A 17,085-nucleotide genomic window follows, 5' to 3' on the forward strand; every position below is an offset into this window, starting at 1 on the left:
GCTCAGCCCTCCTTCTTCGGCTGCGGGTCGGATCCCTGCGGGCCGCCCGCGGCGGCCACCTTCTGCTTGGTGTCCAGCTCGCGCTCGCCGAAGTCGCGTCCGGCGGCCTTGAGGGCCCCTTCGAGCCGGCCGCACTCGTCGCGGACGTTGGTGAGGCGGGTCTTCCAGGTGCCGAGGATCTCGCTGAGCGCGGCGGAGGAGTCGAAGCCGGCGGTGCCGGCGCTCACGCCCTCGTTCGCGCTGTCGAGGTCGGTGAGCGAGCTCGACGTGGAGGTCTTCAGCTCGCCTGCGGTGTTGCCCGCGCTGTGCCAGGGACCCACGTCCGCCTTGAGGTCGGGTCCGCCGCCGCCTCCGCCGTCGGGGGCCGGAAGCCCCGCGAGGCTCATGGCCGCGGGCTGTTCCCCGATGATTTCCTGCCATTTGGCGTTGAGCGCCATCTTTCACCCCCGTGGTGGCCGGATTGCTTCCGCGAAGGTAGCAAGAGACCCCGCGCGGTGCGAAGAAGAGTGCGAGGGGCATCCATGCGCCTGTCCCGCGGCCCGCCGCTCGATAGTCTGGGCGCATGTACGGCTACGACCAGACTCCGGGTGCCCAGCAGCAGTACGGCCAGTCCCAGCAGCAGCCGCCGATGCACGGCGGCATGCCGGGAGCCATGCCCGGGGGGATGCAGGGCGGGTACGCCCAGCAGCCCCCGCTGTACCCGGAGCCGTCGCCGCCGTCGCTGGCGGACGCGGTGCGGGCCTTCACGACCGGCACGCTCGCGCCCGAGGACTTCCAGCAGATCTTCGCGACCTCGAAGGTCTACTGCCCGCGCGGCGACAACCCGGGCTTCCTGGCGCTGCACAACACCCAGCAGCCGGTGATCCCCATGTTCACCTCGCTGAAGGAGCTGCGGCGGTACGCGGGCAAGGAGTCGAAGTACTTCGTGATCACCGGCGCCGAGGTCATCGACCTGCTGCCGACGGGGTACGGCTTCGTGCTCGACATGGAGGGCGACCACCGCATGGTCTTCGACGCGAAGGCCGTGGAGCAGATGGTCGACTACGCGATGCGGCGGATGTACGGCTAGGCGTCCGCCTGCCGCGCAGACGGCTGACGCGGGTTTTCGGCGACGAGCGCCCGGGAGGAATACCTCCCGGGCGCTTTCGCGTTCGGGGTGGACAGGAAGTTCAAGCTTCAACTAAAGTGGTCGTACGGCCTTCAACTAAACTGGTCGTACAGAAGGAGGCACGCCATGCCCGCCGTGACCGTCGAGAACCCGCTCACCCTGCCCCGCGTCGTCGCCCCCGCCGAGGCCGTCGCCCGGCCGGTGCTGGCCGTGACCACCGCCCCCTCGGGCTTCGAAGGGGAGGGATTCCCGGTGCGCCGCGCGTTCGCCGGGATCAACTACCAGTACCTCGACCCGTTCATCATGATGGACCAGATGGGCGAGGTGGAGTACGCGCCCGGAGAGCCCAAGGGCACCCCCTGGCACCCGCACCGTGGCTTCGAGACGGTGACCTACATCATCGACGGGATCTTCGACCACCAGGACTCCAACGGTGGCGGCGGCACCATCACCAACGGCGACACCCAGTGGATGACCGCCGGCTCCGGCCTGCTCCACATCGAGGCCCCGCCGGAGCAGCTCGTCATGAGCGGCGGCCTCTTCCACGGGCTCCAGCTCTGGGTGAACCTGCCCGCCTCCGACAAGATGATGGCCCCCCGCTACCAGGACATCCGCGGCGGCCAGGTCCAGCTCCTCACCTCCCCGGACGGCGGCGCGCTGCTCCGCGTCATCGCCGGCGAGCTCGACGGGCACCAGGGCCCGGGCATCACCCACACGCCCATCACGATGATCCACGCCACCCTGCGCCCCGGCGCCGAGATCAACCTGCCGTGGCGCGAGGACTTCAACGGCCTCGCCTACGTGCTGGCCGGCCGGGGCACGGTCGGCGCCGAGGGGCGCCCGGTCCACATGGGCCAGACCGCCGTCTTCGGCAAGGGCGGCGCGCTCACCGTCCGCGCCGACGAGAAGCAGGACGGGAACACCCCCGACCTGGAGGTCGTGCTCCTCGGCGGACAGCCGATCCGCGAGCCGATGGCGCACTACGGCCCGTTCGTCATGAACACCCAGGCCGAACTGCGCCAGGCCTTCGAGGACTTCCAGGCCGGCCGGCTCGGCACCATCCCGGCGGTGCACGGGATGGGCGAGTAGGACGCACGGAGCACGGGGTGCGGGGCACGGGGCGACGGCCCCGCGCGCCGCACCCCGTACGCGTACCCGTACCTCCTCCGTACGTGCCTGACGGGCAGTCACCCGTCCGGCTCCCAGCGCAGGACGACACGCCGGGGGGCGTGGTCCGGTGGACGCGTGTCCTCCGATCGCCCGCCGCCGCTGCTTCCCGAGGGTGCCCGCCGCACCGCCGCCTGGTGCGCCGTCGCCCTCCTCGTCGCCGGGGTCGCGGCGGTCTTCGTCTGGCTGTGCGTCGTCTTCGAGACGGCCGTGACCCCCGTCCTGCTCGCCCTCCTCGGCACCGCGCTGCTCGGCCCCCTCTACCGCCGGCTGCTGCGGATGAGGGTGAACAAGTCGCTCGCCGCCGGGCTCACGGTCCTCGCCGTCCTCGCGGTCGTCGGCAGCGCCACCTACATCGTCGTCGCCGCCCTCGTCGAGACCGGCGACCAGATCGTCACCTCCCTGCGGCAGGCCGCCGCCGACATCGCCGACCACCTCGGCGCGGCCGGCACCTCCCTCGACGACCTGGCCAGGAACGCCAAGAAGCTCCTGGAGCGCTTCGGCGGCACCGCGGCCTCCGGGGTGATCTCGGGTCTCAGCGTGGTCGGCCAGATGCTCGCCACCGCGGTCCTCGCCCTGCTGCTGATCTTCTTCTTCCTGCGCGACTCCGACCGGGCCGCGGACGCCCTGCGCTCGATCGCCCCCCGTTCCACCGGCGACATGGTCGAGGCGATGGGGCGGCGCGCCTTCGAGGCCGTCGAGGGCTTCATGCGGGGCACGACCTTCGTCGCGCTCGTCGACGCGCTGCTCATCGGCGTCGGGCTGCTGATCCTCGACGTGCCGGGCGCGGTGGGACTCGCCGCGCTCGTCTTCGTCACCGCCTACATCCCGTACCTCGGCGCCTTCCTCTCCGGCGCGGTCGCCGTCCTCGTCGCCCTCGCCGACCGGGGTTTCGTCATCGCGCTGTGGGTGCTCGGGATCGTCCTCGCCGTGCAGGTCCTGGAGGGGAACGTGCTCCAGCCCATGGTCCAGAGCCGGACCGTGCAGATGCACCCGGCGGTGGTCATGCTGGCCATCACCGCCGGGGCCTCCGTCGCCGGGATCCTCGGCATGCTGCTCGCCGTCCCCCTGACGGCCGCGGCCTTCGGGGTCCTCGGCGAGCTGCGCAGCCGGTACGGGACGCGGGACGCCGCGCCGCGGGACGCCGGGCCCGGCTGATCAGGGCAACCGGGCCCGGCCGCTCAGGCCGGCAGCCCGCCCGGCTCGAAGGACGCGAGCAGCTGCTCCAGGGCCACCTGGTCGGGGCCGACGAACGGGTCCGCGTCCGGGGCCATCGTGAGCGTCTCCAGCATCCTGCCGGTCATCCGGACGGCCGGCGGCAGGTGCGTGCTGAGCACGATCTCCGGGTTCATCTCGCGTACGAGGTCGAGCCACAGCCCGTAGCGCACCGGGTCCACGATGTGCACCCACGGGCTGTCGATCGCCGCCCACAGCAGCTGCGCCTCGCGCAGCTCCTCCGGCTTCAGGTCGTTGGCGTGTCCGCCGCGCGCGATCTCCTCGGTCGGCATCGGGCCGCCGAAGCAGTCGGAGCTGAAGCAGATCCGCGTCTTGTCGTCGTAGAAGCCGACGGTGGCCGGGTTGTCGAAGAGCGGCGGCCGGAAGGCGGTCAGGGAGCGGTCGCCGACGTCGAGGCTCTGGCCCGGGTTGAGGAAGTACAGGCGGTCCATCGGCAGGGGCCGCCAGGTGGTCATGATCCCGGCGCCGACGAAGGTGGTCACCACCCGCGCGCGCGGGGCCGCTTCGAGCAGCTCGAAGATGCCGCCCGTGTGGTCCCGGTCCGGGTGGGTGAGCCAGATCCAGCGCACGTCGGCCGGGTCGATCACGCCGCTCAGCACGGCGAGGAAGTCCCGGTCGGCGACCGAGAGCCCGGTGTCGACGACCACGGGCTCGCGGGCGGTGAGGACGAAGGCGTTGACGGGGATGTGCCCGATCCCCGGTATTTCGAGGCTGTCGCCCATGACGGTGGTGTCGCTGCCGAGCTTGTGCGTGTCCATGGCGGGCTCCTGGTCCCGGCCCCCCGCGGCCGTACGGCACCAGTCTCCTCCGGGGGCGCGCGCCGCGCTCGGCGGCCGCGCGCGCCGCGCTCGGCGGCCCCCTACCGGCGGCCGCCGTCCCCCGGCTCCGGCTCCTGCAGTTCGAACCAGATCGACTTGCCCTCGCCGCGCGGGTCCACGCCCCAGGTGTGCGCCAGCATCTCCATCAGCCAGAGCCCGCGCCCGCTGGAGGCCATCTCGCCCGGGTGGCGCTTGTGCGGGAGCTCGTCGCTGGCGTCGGCGACCTCCACCCGCAGCCGGCGCGCGCGCTCGCCGCAGACGACCTCGGCGACGAGCAGCGCGTCCCCGTCGGTGTGGACCAGGACGTTGGTGACCATCTCGGAGACCATCAGGACCGCCGAGTCGACCTGGTCCTCGTCCGACCAGTCGTGCAGGAGCTGGCGCAGCTGCGCGCGGGCGGTGGCGATCCGCTCCGGCTCGGCCTGGGCGACCGTCATCATCGTGCGGCGCGGGGCGGGCAGCGCGGGCGCGCCCTGGCGGGACAGCAGCAGCACCGCGATGTCGTCCTCGCGGCGGTCGGCGAGCGGCCCCGTGGTGTGGTGCGAGCCGGGCCCGTGGACGGCCTCCACCAGGCGGTCGGCGAGCGCCTCCAGGTCCTCGCCGCCGTCGCCCTCCAGGAGCTTGCGGACCCGCTCCCAGCCGCTGTCCAGGTCGTGGCCGCCGGTCTCCAGGAGGCCGTCGGTGCAGATCATCAGGGTCTCGCCGGGCTCCAGGGTGAGCCGGGTGGTGGGGTAGTCGGTGTCGGGGTCGATGCCGAGCGGCAGACCGCCGGCCGTGGGCCTCAGCAGAACCGTTCCGTCAGTCATGCGCACCGCCGGGTCGGGATGCCCGGCCCGGGCGATCTCGACGATCCCCGACTCCAGGTCCACCTCCAGGTACAGACAGGTCGCGAACCGGGGCCCGCCGAACGGCCCGTCGTCCCCGTCCGCACCGGTCGCGCCCTCGTTGATCCCGTACAGGAACCGCGAGGCGCGCGAGAGGACCGCGTCCGGGCGGTGCCCCTCGGAGGCGTACGCCCGCAGGGCGATCCGCAGCTGCCCCATCAGCCCCGCCGCGCGCACGTCGTGGCCCTGGACGTCGCCGATGACCAGGGCGATCCGGCCGGCACCGGCCCCGCCGGGCAGCCGGATCATGTCGTACCAGTCGCCGCCGACCTGCAGACCGCCGCCCGTGGGCACGTACCGCGCGGCCACCTGGATGCCGGGGATGCCGGGGCCGAGGACCGGCATCATCGTGCGCTGCAGCCCCAGCGACAGCTCCCGCTCCGACTCGGCCACGCCCGCGCGCGCCAGCGCCTGCGCCAGCATCCGGGCGACCGTGGTGAGCACCGAGCGCTCGTCGGGCGTGAAGGCGACCGGGTGTTTGAACGCCGCCATCCAGGCGCCCATCGTGCGCCCCGCGACGACCAGCGGCACGAAGGCCCAGGAGCGGCGCCCGAAGCGCCGGGCCAGCGGCCAGGTCATCGGGAAGCGGCGCAGGTACTCCTCGGGCGTCGGCAGATAGATCGCCCGCCCGGTCCGCACCACCTCCGCCGCCGGATAGTCGGTGTCCAGGGTCATCGAGGTGAAGGGGCCCTCGTCGCCCTCGCTGTGCCCGTGGTGCCCGATGACCGTCAGCCGGTCGCCGGCCACGCCGAAGACCGCGAGCCCGTCCGGCGAGAAGCCGGGCATGGACAGCGAGGCCGCCACCCGCAGCACCTCGGCCGTCGACCGGGCCTCCGCGAGCGCCCGGCCGGCGTCCAGCAGGAAGGCCTCGCGCGAGCGGCGCCAGTCGCCGGTGATGGGGGTGGAGGCGGCGGTGCCGGGCGGCTGCTCGGCGACCTCCTGGAGGGTGCCGACCAGCTGGTAGTCGTTTCCCTCGATCAGCGGCTTGGACCTGCTCCGTACGGTACGGATCACCCGGCCGTGTCCGTCCATGATCCGCAGCCGGGCCTCGGCGAGCGTGCCCTCGGCGACGGCGAGGTTCACCACCCCGTCGATCTCGTTCCAGTCCACCGGATGGAAGCGGGAGCGCACCGCCGCCTCGCTGAGCTGTACGGGCTCGGCGGGCAGCCCGAGGAGCCGGGCCGCCTCGGCGTCGAGGGTGACCACCCCGGACGCGTTGTCCCAGCGCCACAGGCCGGTCGCGATGGCGGCCAGGACGTCCTCGGTGCGCATTGCCCCACTTTATGAATATCGGACAGCAGGTCGCCACTGAGAGTATTCGAATCGCGATCTTGGGTGGCCCGGTACCCTTGGGACGGCTGGGCGCGTGTCCGTCTACCGCCCGGCACCCACCAAGGATCCCGAAGAACTGGATGAACGACGATGCATCGGTACAGGTCCCACACCTGCGGCGAGCTCCGCGCCTCTGACGTCGGCACCGACGTCCGGCTGAGCGGCTGGCTGCACAATCGGCGCGACCTGGGCGGCATCCTCTTCATCGATCTGCGCGACCACTACGGCATCACCCAGCTGGTGGCCCGCCCCGGCACCGCCGCCGCCGAGGTCCTCGACAAGCTGACCAAGGAGACCGTCGTCCGCGTCGACGGCAAGGTCGTCTCCCGCGGCGCCGAGAACGTCAACCCGGAGCTCGCCACCGGCGAGATCGAGATCGAGGCCGCCACGGTCGAGGTCCTGGGCGCGGCCAAGCAGATCCCCTTCACCATCAACGCCGACGACGGCGTGAACGAGGAGCGGCGCCTGGAGTACCGCTTCCTCGACCTGCGCCGCGAGCGCATGCACAAGAACATCATGCTGCGCAGCGCGGTCATCGCCGCGATCCGCTCCAAGATGGTGGCCCTCGGCTTCAACGAGATGGCGACCCCGATCCTCGCCGCGACCTCCCCCGAGGGCGCCCGCGACTTCGTCGTCCCGTCCCGCCTCAACCCGGGCAAGTTCTACGCGCTGCCGCAGGCGCCGCAGCAGTTCAAGCAGCTGCTGATGATCTCGGGCTTCGACCGCTACTTCCAGATCGCGCCCTGCTTCCGCGACGAGGACGCCCGCGCCGACCGCTCGCCGGGCGAGTTCTACCAGCTCGACGTCGAGATGAGCTTCGTCGAGCAGGAGGACGTCTTCCAGCCGATCGAGAAGCTCATGACGGAGATCTTCGAGGAGTTCGGCGGCGGCCGTCCGGTCAGCTCGCCGTTCCCGCGGATCCCGTTCCGCGAGTCGATGCTGAAGTACGGCAACGACAAGCCCGACCTGCGCACCGACCTCGAACTCGTCGACATCACCGACGTGTTCGAGAACTCCGAGTTCAAGGCCTTCGCCGGCAAGCACGTCCGCGCGCTCGCCGTCCCGGAAACGGGCGACCAGCCGCGCAAGTTCTTCGACTCGCTCGGCGACTTCGCGGTCTCCCTCGGCGCGAAGGGCCTGGCCTGGGTCCGCGTCGGCGAGGACGGCGCCCTCACCGGCCCCATCGCCAAGTTCCTCACCGAGGAGAACGTCAAGGTCCTCACCGAGCGCCTCGGCCTCGCCGCCGGCCACGCCGTCTTCTTCGGCGCGGGCGAGTTCGACGAGGTCTCCAAGATCATGGGCCCGGTCCGGGTCGAGGCCGCCAAGCGCGCCGGCCGGTTCGAGGAGAACGTCTTCCGCTTCGCGTGGATCGTCGACTTCCCGATGTACGAGAAGGACGAGGAGACCGGCAAGATCGACTTCTCGCACAACCCGTTCTCGATGCCGCAGGGCGGCCTGGAGGCCCTGGAGACCCAGGACCCGCTGGACGTCCTCGGCTGGCAGTACGACATCGTCTGCAACGGCATCGAGCTCTCCTCCGGCGCGATCCGGAACCACGAGCCCGAGATCATGTTCAAGGCCTTCGAGATCGCGGGCTACTCCCGCGAGACCGTCGAGACCGAGTTCGCGGGCATGCTCCGCGCCTTCGAGTACGGCGCCCCGCCGCACGGCGGCATCGCCCCGGGCGTCGACCGCATCGTGATGCTCCTCGCCGACGAGCCGAACATCCGCGAGATCATCGCCTTCCCGCTCAACGGCAACGGCCAGGACCTCCTGATGGGCGCCCCGACGGAGCTCGACGAGTCCCGTCTGCGCGAGCTGAACATCCAGCTCCGCAAGCCGGTCGCCAAGGAGAAGCCGTCGGACGACCGCCCGGTGACCGAGGCCGTCCACCCGGACGCGGCCCGCTAGAGCCCGCCCGCGCCTGACGAAGGGCCCGGAAACCGGTACGCCGGTTCCGGGCCCTTCGCGCGTCTCAGCACCGGCCGTACAGCCGCGTGACCTCCGCCGCCACGGCCGCCAGCTCCTCGCGGGCCTCCGGCGGGTCCAGCACCTCGACGTCCGCGCCGAAGGGGAGCAGCGAGCGGACCGCCCCCACACCCGGGAGCGCGAGCCGCACCCGCGTCCATCCGTCCGCGCCGGGGACGGGGGCGGCGGCCAGGTTCGAGCCCAGGAACCGCAGGAACATGTCGAGCCGCTCCTGGCGCACCCGGCAGGTCGTCCGCAGCACGTCGGGGACGCGCTCCACCCGCTCCCGCAGCGTCGCCCAGACCTCGGCCAGACCGGCTCCGCGGCGCCGGCGCACCGGCTCGTCGGACATCGCCGCCTCCCCCACCCGGTCCGCGCGGAACAGCCGGGGCTCGCCCTCCAGGTCGGCCACGAGGTACCAGACGCCGGCCTTGTTGACGAGGCCGTACGGGTCGACGGTGTAGTCGTGCCACAGGGTCTCGCCGCCGTGGCGGTAGCGCAGGAGCAGGCGCCGGTCCGCGAACACCGCCTGCTGCAGCACGCCGAGTTCCACCTCGGCCGCGGCGCCGCCTCCGCGCCAGCGCGCCGGATCGACCAGGATCCGCTGGCTGGTCGCCTCGGCCGCGGGGCGGTGACCGGCGGGCAGCGCGGCCATCACCTTGCGCAGCGCCGAGCCGATCGCACCGCCGAGCCCCAGTGCCTCGTACGCTCCGTCGGCCGTGAGGACGAACAGGGCGCGGGCCTCCTCGCCGGTCAGACCGGGGACGTCGGTGCGGTACCCGGGCAGCAGCCGGACGCCGCCGTTGCGGCCGCGCTCGACCCAGACCGGCACGCCGGCGGCGGAGAGCGCCTCGACGTCCCGGTAGATCGTGCGGACCGAGACCTCCAGGCGCTCGGCCAGCTCGGGGGCGGAGGCTCCTTCGTCCCGAGACTGGAGCAGCAGCAGGATCGACAGCAGCCGGTCGGACTTCATGGGAGGCGGTCCTCGAATCCTGCCGGAGGATGTCAGGTATAGGGCGGCAGAGTACTCGACGCCGGTCAGGGCAGGGGCCCTGGCCACCGAGCGAGGAGTACGCACCGATGGACCGCACGTCCGATCCCCGTCCCGTCCTGCTGAGCGCCGTGGAGCAGCTGGCGCGGCTGGCGGCCCGCCTCGACCCGGCGCGGCTCGACCGTCCGACCCCGTGCACGGAGTACGACCTGCGGGCCCTCCTGGGCCACACCCTCGGCGCGGTCCACCGCATCGCGTACGTCGGCGAGGGCGGCCGGGGCATGGACCTGCCCGCGGCGGCCGGCGAGATCCCGGACTCCGACTGGGGCGGTGCGTTCGGCCGGTCCCGCGACCGGCTGGCCGCCGCCTGGGCGGACCCGGAGAAGCTCGACCGGGAGGTCGAGGTGCCGTGGGGGCGCGTCCCCGGCCGGGGGGCGGTCGGCGGCTACGTGATGGAGGTGGTGACCCACACCTGGGACCTCGCCCAGGTGATCGATCCGGAGGCGGAGCTGGACGAGGAGCTCGGCCTGGTGGCGCTCGGCATCGCGCGGACGGTGCTGCCGGCCGCGCCGCGCGGTGGGGAGGTGCCGTTCGGCGAGGTCCAGCCGGTCCCGGACGACGCGGACGCCCACAGCAGGCTGGCGGGCTGGCTGGGCCGGAAGGTCTGAGGGGGCGGGTCTGCCGGGGCGCAGGGCTGACGCGGGCGGGTCTGGCGGGGGGCGCAGGGCTGACGCGGTCGGGGTCTGCCCGCCGCCCCATGGCGGAGCCCCGCACGGGCGTACCGTGCGGGGCTCCGATCCGTCGTCCGCCTCGGGCGGCTGCTGGTCCTGCTGGTTCTGCTGGTCCTACTGGTCCTTCTTCGGCTCCTCCAGGCGCGGGAAGAGGACCGCGCCCTTCGTGACCGTCGCGCCGGCGGGGAGCTTGCCCCACTCGCCCGCGTGCTGGACCGGCTGGGCGGCCAGGGCGCCCAGGGACGCCTCGGCGCCCAGGGACTCCCACAGCGCCTGCGAGGTCTCCGGCATGATCGGGTTGAGCAGGACCGCGACGGCGCGCAGGGACTCCGCGGCCGTGTAGAGGATCGTCGCCAGGCGGGCCTTGCCCTCCTCGGAGTCGTCCTTCGCGACCTTCCAGGGCTCCTGCTCCGTGATGTAGCCGTTGACCTGCTTCACGAAGTCGAAGATCGCCAGGATGCCGGCCTGGAAGTCGAGCTCCTCGCCGATCTTGGCGTCGGCGGTCGCCACGGCCTTGGCCAGGCCCTCGTGGACCGCCTTCTCCGCGTCGCCGTCCGCCGTCGCCGCGGGGAGCTCGCCGCCGAAGTACTTGCCGACCATCGCCGCCACGCGCGAGGCGAGGTTGCCGTAGTCGTTCGCCAGCTCGGAGGTGTAGCGGGCGGTGAAGTCCTCCCACGAGAACGAACCGTCCTGGCCGAACGCGATCGCCCGCAGGAAGTACCAGCGGTACGCGTCGACGCCGAAGTGCGAGGTCAGGTCCTGCGGCTTGATGCCGGTCAGGTTCGACTTCGACATCTTCTCGCCGCCGACCATCAGCCAGCCGTTGGCCGCGATCCTCCCCGGCACCGGCAGACCCTGCGCCATCAGCATCGCCGGCCAGATCACCGCGTGGAAGCGCAGGATGTCCTTGCCGATGAGGTGGACGTTCGCGGGGAAGGTCTCCTCGAACTTCGCCGGGTTCTCGTTGTAGCCGACCGCGGTCGCGTAGTTCAGGAGCGCGTCGACCCACACGTAGATCACGTGCTTGTCGTCCCACGGCACCGGGACGCCCCAGTCGAACGTCGAGCGCGAGATGGAGAGGTCCTCCAGGCCCTGCTTGACGAAGTTCACGACCTCGTTGCGGGCCGACTCCGGCTGGATGAAGCCCGGGTTCGCCTCGTAGAACTCCAGCAGCTTCGGACCGTACTGGCTCAGCTTGAAGAAGTAGTTCTCCTCCTTGAGGATCTCCACCGGCTTCTTGTGGACGGCGCACAGCTTCGTGCCGTCCTCGGCCTCGATGAGATCGCCCGGGAGCTTGTACTCCTCGCAGCCCACGCAGTACGGGCCCTCGTAGCCGCCCTTGTAGATCTCGTCCTTGTCGTACAGGTCCTGCACGAACTCCTGGACGCGGTCGGTGTGACGCTTCTGCGTGGTGCGGATGAAGTCGTCGTTCGCGATGTTGAGGTGCTCCCAGAGGGGCTTCCAGGCCTCCTCGACGAGCTTGTCGCACCAGGCCTGGGGGGTGACGTTGTTCGCCTCGGCCGTGCGCATGATCTTCTGACCGTGCTCGTCCGTGCCGGTGAGGTACCACACCTTCTCACCACGCTGGCGGTGCCAGCGGGTGAGCACGTCGCCTGCGACGGTCGTGTAGGCGTGGCCCAGGTGAGGAGCGTCGTTGACGTAGTAGATGGGGGTCGAGACGTAGAACGCCTTCGTGCCCTGCTTCTCGGATCCAGTGGCCGCCATGGTGCGAATTTTAACGGCCTGAACAGGGTCTCCTCACCCGCATAAAACCGGGGCCCGGCGGGCAGGCCGCCGGGCCCCGGTTTTCGGTCGGGCTCGTCAGAGCGCCGGGGCGTCGGCGAGCAGGCCGCGGTAGAAGGCGGCGTGCGGGGTCTCCAGCGGGGCCGGACCCGCCAGGTGCACGCCCGTCTTCGGGGCGGAGAGCTTGCGCAGGTAGTCGAAGGCCTTGTTGTCCTCGTCGCCCCACGCCGTGAACCGCCAGTGCACCGGGCGGTCCGCCGCCTCGGCCAGGGCCTGCGTCGCGGCGGTCTTCGACTCCGGGGCGCCGTCCGTCTGGAAGACGACGAGCGCCGGGCGGGTCGGGTCGTTCTTCTCGTGGTGGGCGAGGACCTCCTCGACCGCCCGGTGGTAGTTGGTCCTGCCCATGCGGCCGAGCGTCGCGTTGAGCGTCTCGATGCGGTCGGGGGCGAGGTCGGCCGGGCGCAGCTCGGCGGTGCCGTCGATGTCGGTCGAGAAGAACACCGCGGTGACCGTCGCGTCCTCGGACAGGTGCGCGGCCAGCGCCACGGTCTGCTCGGCGAGCCGCTGCACGGAGCCGTCCTTGAAGTACGGGCGCATCGACCCCGACCGGTCCACCACCAGGTACACGGCGGCCCTGGCCCCGGCGAGCCCCTGCTTCTTGAGCACGGCACCGGCGGCCTTGTACGCGTCGGCGAGGTGCGGGGCGGCGGCCTTGAGCTTGGCGAGGGAGAGGGCGGGGGCGGCCGGGGCGGCGACGGCCGCCTGCTCCCCGCCCTCCGCGTCCGCCTCGACGGCGGGTGCGGCCGCGTCGTCCTGCGGCCCGTCCGCCAGGGCGACGACGTCGGCCTCGGCCGGGACCTCGGTGCCGGGCGCGGGCGCGACCTCGGCGTGGGCCGGGACCTCGGCGTCGGCCTCGGGCTCGGGTGCGACTTCGACGTCGGGCGCGGGCCCGACCTCGGCCTGGGCCGGGACCTCGGCGCCGGGCGCGGGCGCGACCTCGGCCTCGGGCGCGTCGGCCCGGGGCTCGGCGTCGGCGGTCGCCTGGGGCTCGGCCTGCGGCTCCGCCTCTGCCAGGTCCTCGCCTCGGGCCGGGGCCTCGGCCTCGGTCCGGGACTCGGCGTCGGCCGCGGGCGCGGCCTCGGCCTCGGGCGCCTCGACCTGGGGCGCGTCGGCCGGGGACTCGGCGGCAGCAGCCGCCTGGGCCTCGGCCTCGGCCTGGGGCTCCGCCGCGGGGGCGTCCACCTCCGTGGCGGGAGCGTCCACGGCGGTCTCGGCGTCAGCCGCCGCCCCGTCCGCGTCCTGCGCCGCTTCGGCCTCGCCCGCGGCCTCGTCCGCGTCCAGAGCCGCCTCGGCCGCGTCGTCGTCCGCGCCCGCCGTCACGGCGTCGTCGTCCGCGCCCGCGTCCGCCTTAACGTCCGCGTCCGCGCCGTCCGCGTCCGCGCCGGTCTCGTCCCGCTCGCCCGTCGCGACCGCGACGTCATCTGCCGCCTCGGGTTCCCGCGCCGCGGGCACGACCGGCTCGGCCGTCGCAGCCGCGTCCGCTTCCCGCGCCGCAGGCGCAGCCGCAGTCGTTTCCGCTGCCCCGCCCGCCGCAGGCGCCGGCGCCGCGGGCACCTCGCTCGCCCGCCTGGCCGGCGGGACCTGCGGGTTGTCGAAGGAGGCCGCCACCAGGTCCGCCGCCGCGCGTTCCGCGGCGGTCTCCTCGGGGGAGGACGACTGGGGCGGGACGGAGGTCGCCGGGGCGGAGGACTCTTCGGCGTCGTTCGCGCGGTCTCGGCCGAATACCTTGCGCAGCAAGCTCCGAATACCCATGGGCGAACCCCTTCGCATGAGTTGGGCGATATGCGTCCTTCATCCCTGGCCAGGGCGGACACGTAAGGTTAGCGGCCGCGCCCCCTCCGCCCTACGACCCGGGCGCCCCCGGACGCCGCGCATTCATCCGGCGTTCATTCCGCCGCCTCCGGCGTGCAGATGTGCACACATAACGTCACCGCCGGACGACGGTCGACATCACGGAGGACGAAGTGCGCAAACTGCTGCCGATGCTGAGCAACCACTCACACGGAGGCGGCCGTTCCGCCATGACCTGCCGGTTCCGTTGCGGTGACGCCTGCTTCCAGGAGGTCCCCAACACCAGCGCCAACGAGTACGTCGGCGACGTCATAGCGGGCGCGCTCTCGCGCCGCTCCGTGATGCGCGCCGCCGCCGTCGTGACCGTCGCCTCCGCCGCCGGCGGTGCGCTCGCGCTCGGGGACGTACCGGCCGCCGAGGCGCACGGGAAGCCGAAGCCGAAGCCCGGCACGGTGGACGGGGCGCGCGGGCTGCGGTTCGCACCCGTCGCGCCCAACACCGCCGACCAGGTCACCGTCCCCGCCGGCTACGAGCAGAACGTGGTCGTCCGCTGGGGCGAGCCCATCCTGCGCGGTGCGCCGGCCTTCGACCCGGAGAACCAGACCGCGAAGGCGCAGGCCGGGCAGTTCGGCTACAACAACGACTTCCTCTCGCTGCTGCCGCTCCCCGGCGAGCACCACCGGCAGGTGCTCGTGGCCAACCACGAGTACACGGACGAAGTGCTGATGTTCCGCGGGTACGACCCGGAGAACCCGACCCGCGAGCAGGTCGAGGTCGCCTGGGCCGCCCACGGTCTCGGCGTCGTCGTGGTCCAGGAGGAGCACCGCACCGGCAGGCTGACCGCCGTCACCCGCCACCGGCTCAACCGGCGCCTCACCGCCACCAGCGAGTTCGAGCTCGCCGGGCCCGTCGCCGGGAGCCCGCTGGTCAGGACCTCCGCCGACCCCGCCGGCCGTACCGTCCTCGGCACGCTCAACAACTGCTCGGGCGGCACCACCCCGTGGGGCACCACGCTGCACGGCGAGGAGAACATCAACCAGTACTTCGCCAACGGCTCCAGCGCGACCGACAAGCGCTACGGCGTCGGCACCGGCGCCACCGAGCGCAAGTGGGAACGCTTCGACAGGCGCTTCGACCTGAAGCAGGAGCCCAACGAGGTGCACCGCTTCGGCTGGGTCGTCGAGCTCGACCCGTACGACCCGGAGTCGACGCCCAGGAAGCGCACCGCGCTCGGCCGGTTCAAGCACGAGGCCGCGCAGCCCCGCCTCACCGCCGACGGCCGGCCGGTCGTCTACATGGGCGACGACGAGCGGTTCGACTACTTCTACAAGTTCGTCGGCAGCAAGCGGATGAAGAAGGGCCGGTCGCGCGCCGCGCACGCGCACAACCTCACCCTCCTCGACGAGGGCACCCTCTACGTCGCCAAGCTCACCGGTGACAGCCCCGCCGCCGAGATCGACGGCACCGGCAAGCTGCCCTCCGACGGCGAGTTCGACGGCTCCGGCGTCTGGATCCCGCTGGCCACGGCCGGCCCGGACGGCGCCGTCTCGCACGTACCGGGCATGACCGCCGAGGAGGTGTACGTTTTCACGCGCCTCGCCGGTGACAAGGTGGGGGCCACCAAGATGGACCGGCCCGAGGACATCGAGCCCTCCCCGCGCACCGGCCGCGTCTACGTCGCGCTCACCAACAACTCCAACCGGGGCAAGGGGACCAACCCCGGCGTCGACGAGGCCAACCCGCGCAACCTCAACAAGCACGGGCAGATCCTGGAGCTCGCCGAGCACTGGGACGACCCGGCCTCGGACGGGTTCGCGTGGCGCCTCTTCCTCGTCGCGGGCGACCCGAACGACCCGGCCACCTACTTCGCGGGCTTCCCCAAGGACCGGGTCTCCCCGATCTCCTGCCCGGACAACGTCGCCTTCGACCCGCACGGCAACCTGTGGATCTCCACCGACGGCAACCAGCTCGGCTCCCACGACGGCCTGTTCGGCGTCGCCACGCACGGCGAGCGGCGCGGTGAGCTCAAGCAGTTCCTGACCGTCCCGACCGGTGCCGAGACCTGCGGCCCGATCGTCCAGGACCGCCGGGTCCTGGTCGCGGTCCAGCACCCGGGCGAGATCGACGGGGCCTCCGTCGAGAAGCCGGCGTCCGTCTGGCCCGACGGTCCCGGGAAGATCACGCGTCCGGCCGTCGTCTCCGTGTGGCGCGCCGACGGCCGGGACATCGGCGTCTGACGGGCACCGGGAGGGTTCAGCTCACGCCCAGGCCCTCCCGGAAGCGCACGAACTGCTCCTCCGGCTCGCCGGTGTACACCCACGGCACCCACGCCGCCCGTGCGCCGAGCAGGCCGAGGAGTTCCCGCGCCACCTCCACCTGGCCCGCGTAGCACGCCGCGTGGGCCAGGTAGTTGAGGTCGGCGACCTCCTCGGGGGCCACCGGGGCGCCCGGCTCGCGCCCGCCGATCCAGCGGGCGTGGGTGCGGCGCAGTTCGGTCACCGCGAGCTCGTGCTTCCAGTGCTGGTCGAAGCCGCGCACCGGGCCCCGGCCGAGCGCCCCGTCCGCGATGTAGCGGTACTCCTCGACCCGCGCGATCTGCACCAGGATCGGCAGCGGGGAGCCGGGCGGGGCGACGCCCGCCGCGTCGCGCGCGAAGTCGTACATGGCGCCGTGGGTGCCGTGCCAGCGGGCCGACCAGTAGCGCAGCACCTGGGTGTGGCCCTCGGTGTTGTACGGGTCGCGGCGCCGCAACTCGTCGAACCAGTGCCGCAGTTCCCGGCGCTGCACCCCGCCCTCGTACAGCCGGGCGACGGAGAGCAGCGCCACCCACGGCATCGGGTCGGCGGGCGCGGCCTCGGCCGCCTCGCGGCAGGCGTCGACGGCCGCGTCGACCCGGCCGCGTTCGACGGTGCTGCCCCGGCCGGCGGCGATGGCCGCGTCGAAGACCCGTACCACCTCGGTCGCGGCCCGCAGCACGGCCGCGTCCGGGTCGCGGGGGTCGGCCGCCCGCCAGGCCTCGACGGTGGAGCCGCCCGCGGCGGCGTGCGAGAGGAGCCGCAGCCGGTGGGTGCGGCGGGTCCAGTCGTCGCCGGTGGCCCGCAGCAGGTCCCGTACGCCCTGCCAGCGGCCGATGACCATGTCGTGGCGTGCTTCGGTGAGCGCCCGGTCGCCGAAGTCCGGGTCGAAGTCGGGTGTGAAGCGCGCCGCGCGCGACGAGCGGGACGGTCTGCGGAGAGCCGCCATCCGGTTACCTCCC

At 72.8% G+C, this 17,085-nt stretch carries 13 protein-coding genes; 6 read left to right on the forward strand and 7 right to left on the reverse strand.

What is annotated here, in order from left to right; translation table 11 throughout:
* Positions 1–2: 2 nt before the first annotated feature.
* Entirely contained in the window at positions 3–437 is a 435-nt protein-coding gene (locus tag ACH414_RS12525; RefSeq protein WP_382539323.1) for a hypothetical protein, read from the reverse strand.
* Between the two features lie 125 nt (positions 438–562).
* Here ACH414_RS12525 and ACH414_RS12530 point away from each other — a divergent pair, with 125 nt between their 5' ends.
* The 3 genes from ACH414_RS12530 (at position 563) to ACH414_RS12540 (ending at position 3,433) form a co-directional block, all read left to right on the forward strand.
* Complete coding sequence (locus ACH414_RS12530) at positions 563–1,069, forward strand: SseB family protein (RefSeq protein WP_382539325.1); 507 nt, start codon at positions 563–565, stop codon at positions 1,067–1,069.
* Between the two features lie 165 nt (positions 1,070–1,234).
* Positions 1,235–2,197 (forward strand): pirin family protein, encoded by a 963-nt coding sequence (locus tag ACH414_RS12535; RefSeq protein ID WP_382539328.1) that lies wholly within the window; start codon positions 1,235–1,237, stop codon positions 2,195–2,197.
* A gap of 156 nt (positions 2,198–2,353) precedes the next feature.
* Positions 2,354–3,433 (forward strand): AI-2E family transporter, encoded by a 1,080-nt coding sequence (locus ACH414_RS12540; protein WP_382539331.1) that lies wholly within the window; start codon positions 2,354–2,356, stop codon positions 3,431–3,433.
* 23 nt (positions 3,434–3,456) lie between these two features.
* Here ACH414_RS12540 and ACH414_RS12545 read toward each other — a convergent pair whose 3' ends face one another.
* Positions 3,457–4,269 carry an MBL fold metallo-hydrolase gene (locus ACH414_RS12545; RefSeq protein ID WP_398941739.1) on the reverse strand — a complete coding sequence of 271 codons (813 nt, stop codon included), beginning with the start codon at positions 4,267–4,269 and terminating at the stop codon, positions 3,457–3,459.
* Between the two features lie 101 nt (positions 4,270–4,370).
* Positions 4,371–6,485 (reverse strand): SpoIIE family protein phosphatase, encoded by a 2,115-nt coding sequence (locus tag ACH414_RS12550; protein WP_382539336.1) that lies wholly within the window; start codon positions 6,483–6,485, stop codon positions 4,371–4,373.
* A 150-nt stretch (positions 6,486–6,635) separates the two neighbouring features.
* Here ACH414_RS12550 and aspS point away from each other — a divergent pair, with 150 nt between their 5' ends.
* Positions 6,636–8,456, forward strand: a complete 1,821-nt coding sequence (gene aspS, locus ACH414_RS12555) for an aspartate--tRNA ligase (protein WP_382539339.1) — start codon at positions 6,636–6,638, stop codon at positions 8,454–8,456.
* A gap of 64 nt (positions 8,457–8,520) precedes the next feature.
* On the opposite strand, the gene ACH414_RS12560 is transcribed toward aspS, so the two are convergent.
* Complete coding sequence (locus tag ACH414_RS12560) at positions 8,521–9,486, reverse strand: helix-turn-helix transcriptional regulator (RefSeq protein WP_382539342.1); 966 nt, start codon at positions 9,484–9,486, stop codon at positions 8,521–8,523.
* A gap of 107 nt (positions 9,487–9,593) precedes the next feature.
* Here ACH414_RS12560 and ACH414_RS12565 point away from each other — a divergent pair, with 107 nt between their 5' ends.
* A complete protein-coding gene (locus tag ACH414_RS12565; protein WP_398941742.1) occupies positions 9,594–10,172 on the forward strand; it encodes a TIGR03086 family metal-binding protein in 579 nt (192 codons plus the stop codon).
* Between the two features lie 177 nt (positions 10,173–10,349).
* Here the strand turns inward: ACH414_RS12565 and metG are convergent, their stop codons facing one another.
* The gene (gene metG, locus ACH414_RS12570; RefSeq protein ID WP_382539347.1) at positions 10,350–11,960 is read right to left on the reverse strand and encodes a methionine--tRNA ligase; all 1,611 of its coding nucleotides are present in this window, start codon (positions 11,958–11,960) and stop codon (positions 10,350–10,352) included.
* Between the two features lie 96 nt (positions 11,961–12,056).
* On the reverse strand, positions 12,057–13,790 hold the full coding sequence (locus ACH414_RS12575) for a VWA domain-containing protein (RefSeq protein ID WP_398941744.1): 1,734 nt from the start codon (positions 13,788–13,790) through the stop codon (positions 12,057–12,059).
* A 212-nt stretch (positions 13,791–14,002) separates the two neighbouring features.
* Here ACH414_RS12575 and ACH414_RS12580 point away from each other — a divergent pair, with 212 nt between their 5' ends.
* A complete protein-coding gene (locus ACH414_RS12580; protein ID WP_382539353.1) occupies positions 14,003–16,066 on the forward strand; it encodes a PhoX family protein in 2,064 nt (687 codons plus the stop codon).
* 16 nt (positions 16,067–16,082) lie between these two features.
* On the opposite strand, the gene ACH414_RS12585 is transcribed toward ACH414_RS12580, so the two are convergent.
* Complete coding sequence (locus tag ACH414_RS12585; protein WP_382539355.1) at positions 16,083–17,072, reverse strand: hypothetical protein; 990 nt, start codon at positions 17,070–17,072, stop codon at positions 16,083–16,085.
* Between the last annotated feature and the right edge of the window lie 13 nt (positions 17,073–17,085).

It is taken from the genome of Streptomyces sp. NPDC020422, assembly GCF_044386705.1.
Lineage (GTDB): Bacteria > Actinomycetota > Actinomycetes > Streptomycetales > Streptomycetaceae > Streptomyces.

Excerpts from the sequence above, each read along its gene's own strand:
- ACH414_RS12525 (WP_382539323.1), bottom strand. The coding sequence starts at position 437 with ATGGCGCTCAACGCCAAATGGCAGGAAATCATCGGGGAACAGCCCGCG.
- ACH414_RS12530 (WP_382539325.1), top strand. The coding sequence starts at position 563 with ATGTACGGCTACGACCAGACTCCGGGTGCCCAGCAGCAGTACGGCCAG.
- ACH414_RS12535 (WP_382539328.1), top strand. The coding sequence starts at position 1,235 with ATGCCCGCCGTGACCGTCGAGAACCCGCTCACCCTGCCCCGCGTCGTC.
- ACH414_RS12545 (WP_398941739.1), bottom strand. The coding sequence starts at position 4,269 with ATGGACACGCACAAGCTCGGCAGCGACACCACCGTCATGGGCGACAGC.
- ACH414_RS12550 (WP_382539336.1), bottom strand. The coding sequence starts at position 6,485 with ATGCGCACCGAGGACGTCCTGGCCGCCATCGCGACCGGCCTGTGGCGC.
- aspS (WP_382539339.1), top strand. The coding sequence starts at position 6,636 with ATGCATCGGTACAGGTCCCACACCTGCGGCGAGCTCCGCGCCTCTGAC.
- ACH414_RS12560 (WP_382539342.1), bottom strand. The coding sequence starts at position 9,486 with ATGAAGTCCGACCGGCTGCTGTCGATCCTGCTGCTGCTCCAGTCTCGG.
- ACH414_RS12565 (WP_398941742.1), top strand. The coding sequence starts at position 9,594 with ATGGACCGCACGTCCGATCCCCGTCCCGTCCTGCTGAGCGCCGTGGAG.
- metG (WP_382539347.1), bottom strand. The coding sequence starts at position 11,960 with ATGGCGGCCACTGGATCCGAGAAGCAGGGCACGAAGGCGTTCTACGTC.
- ACH414_RS12575 (WP_398941744.1), bottom strand. The coding sequence starts at position 13,790 with ATGGGTATTCGGAGCTTGCTGCGCAAGGTATTCGGCCGAGACCGCGCG.
- ACH414_RS12585 (WP_382539355.1), bottom strand. The coding sequence starts at position 17,072 with ATGGCGGCTCTCCGCAGACCGTCCCGCTCGTCGCGCGCGGCGCGCTTC.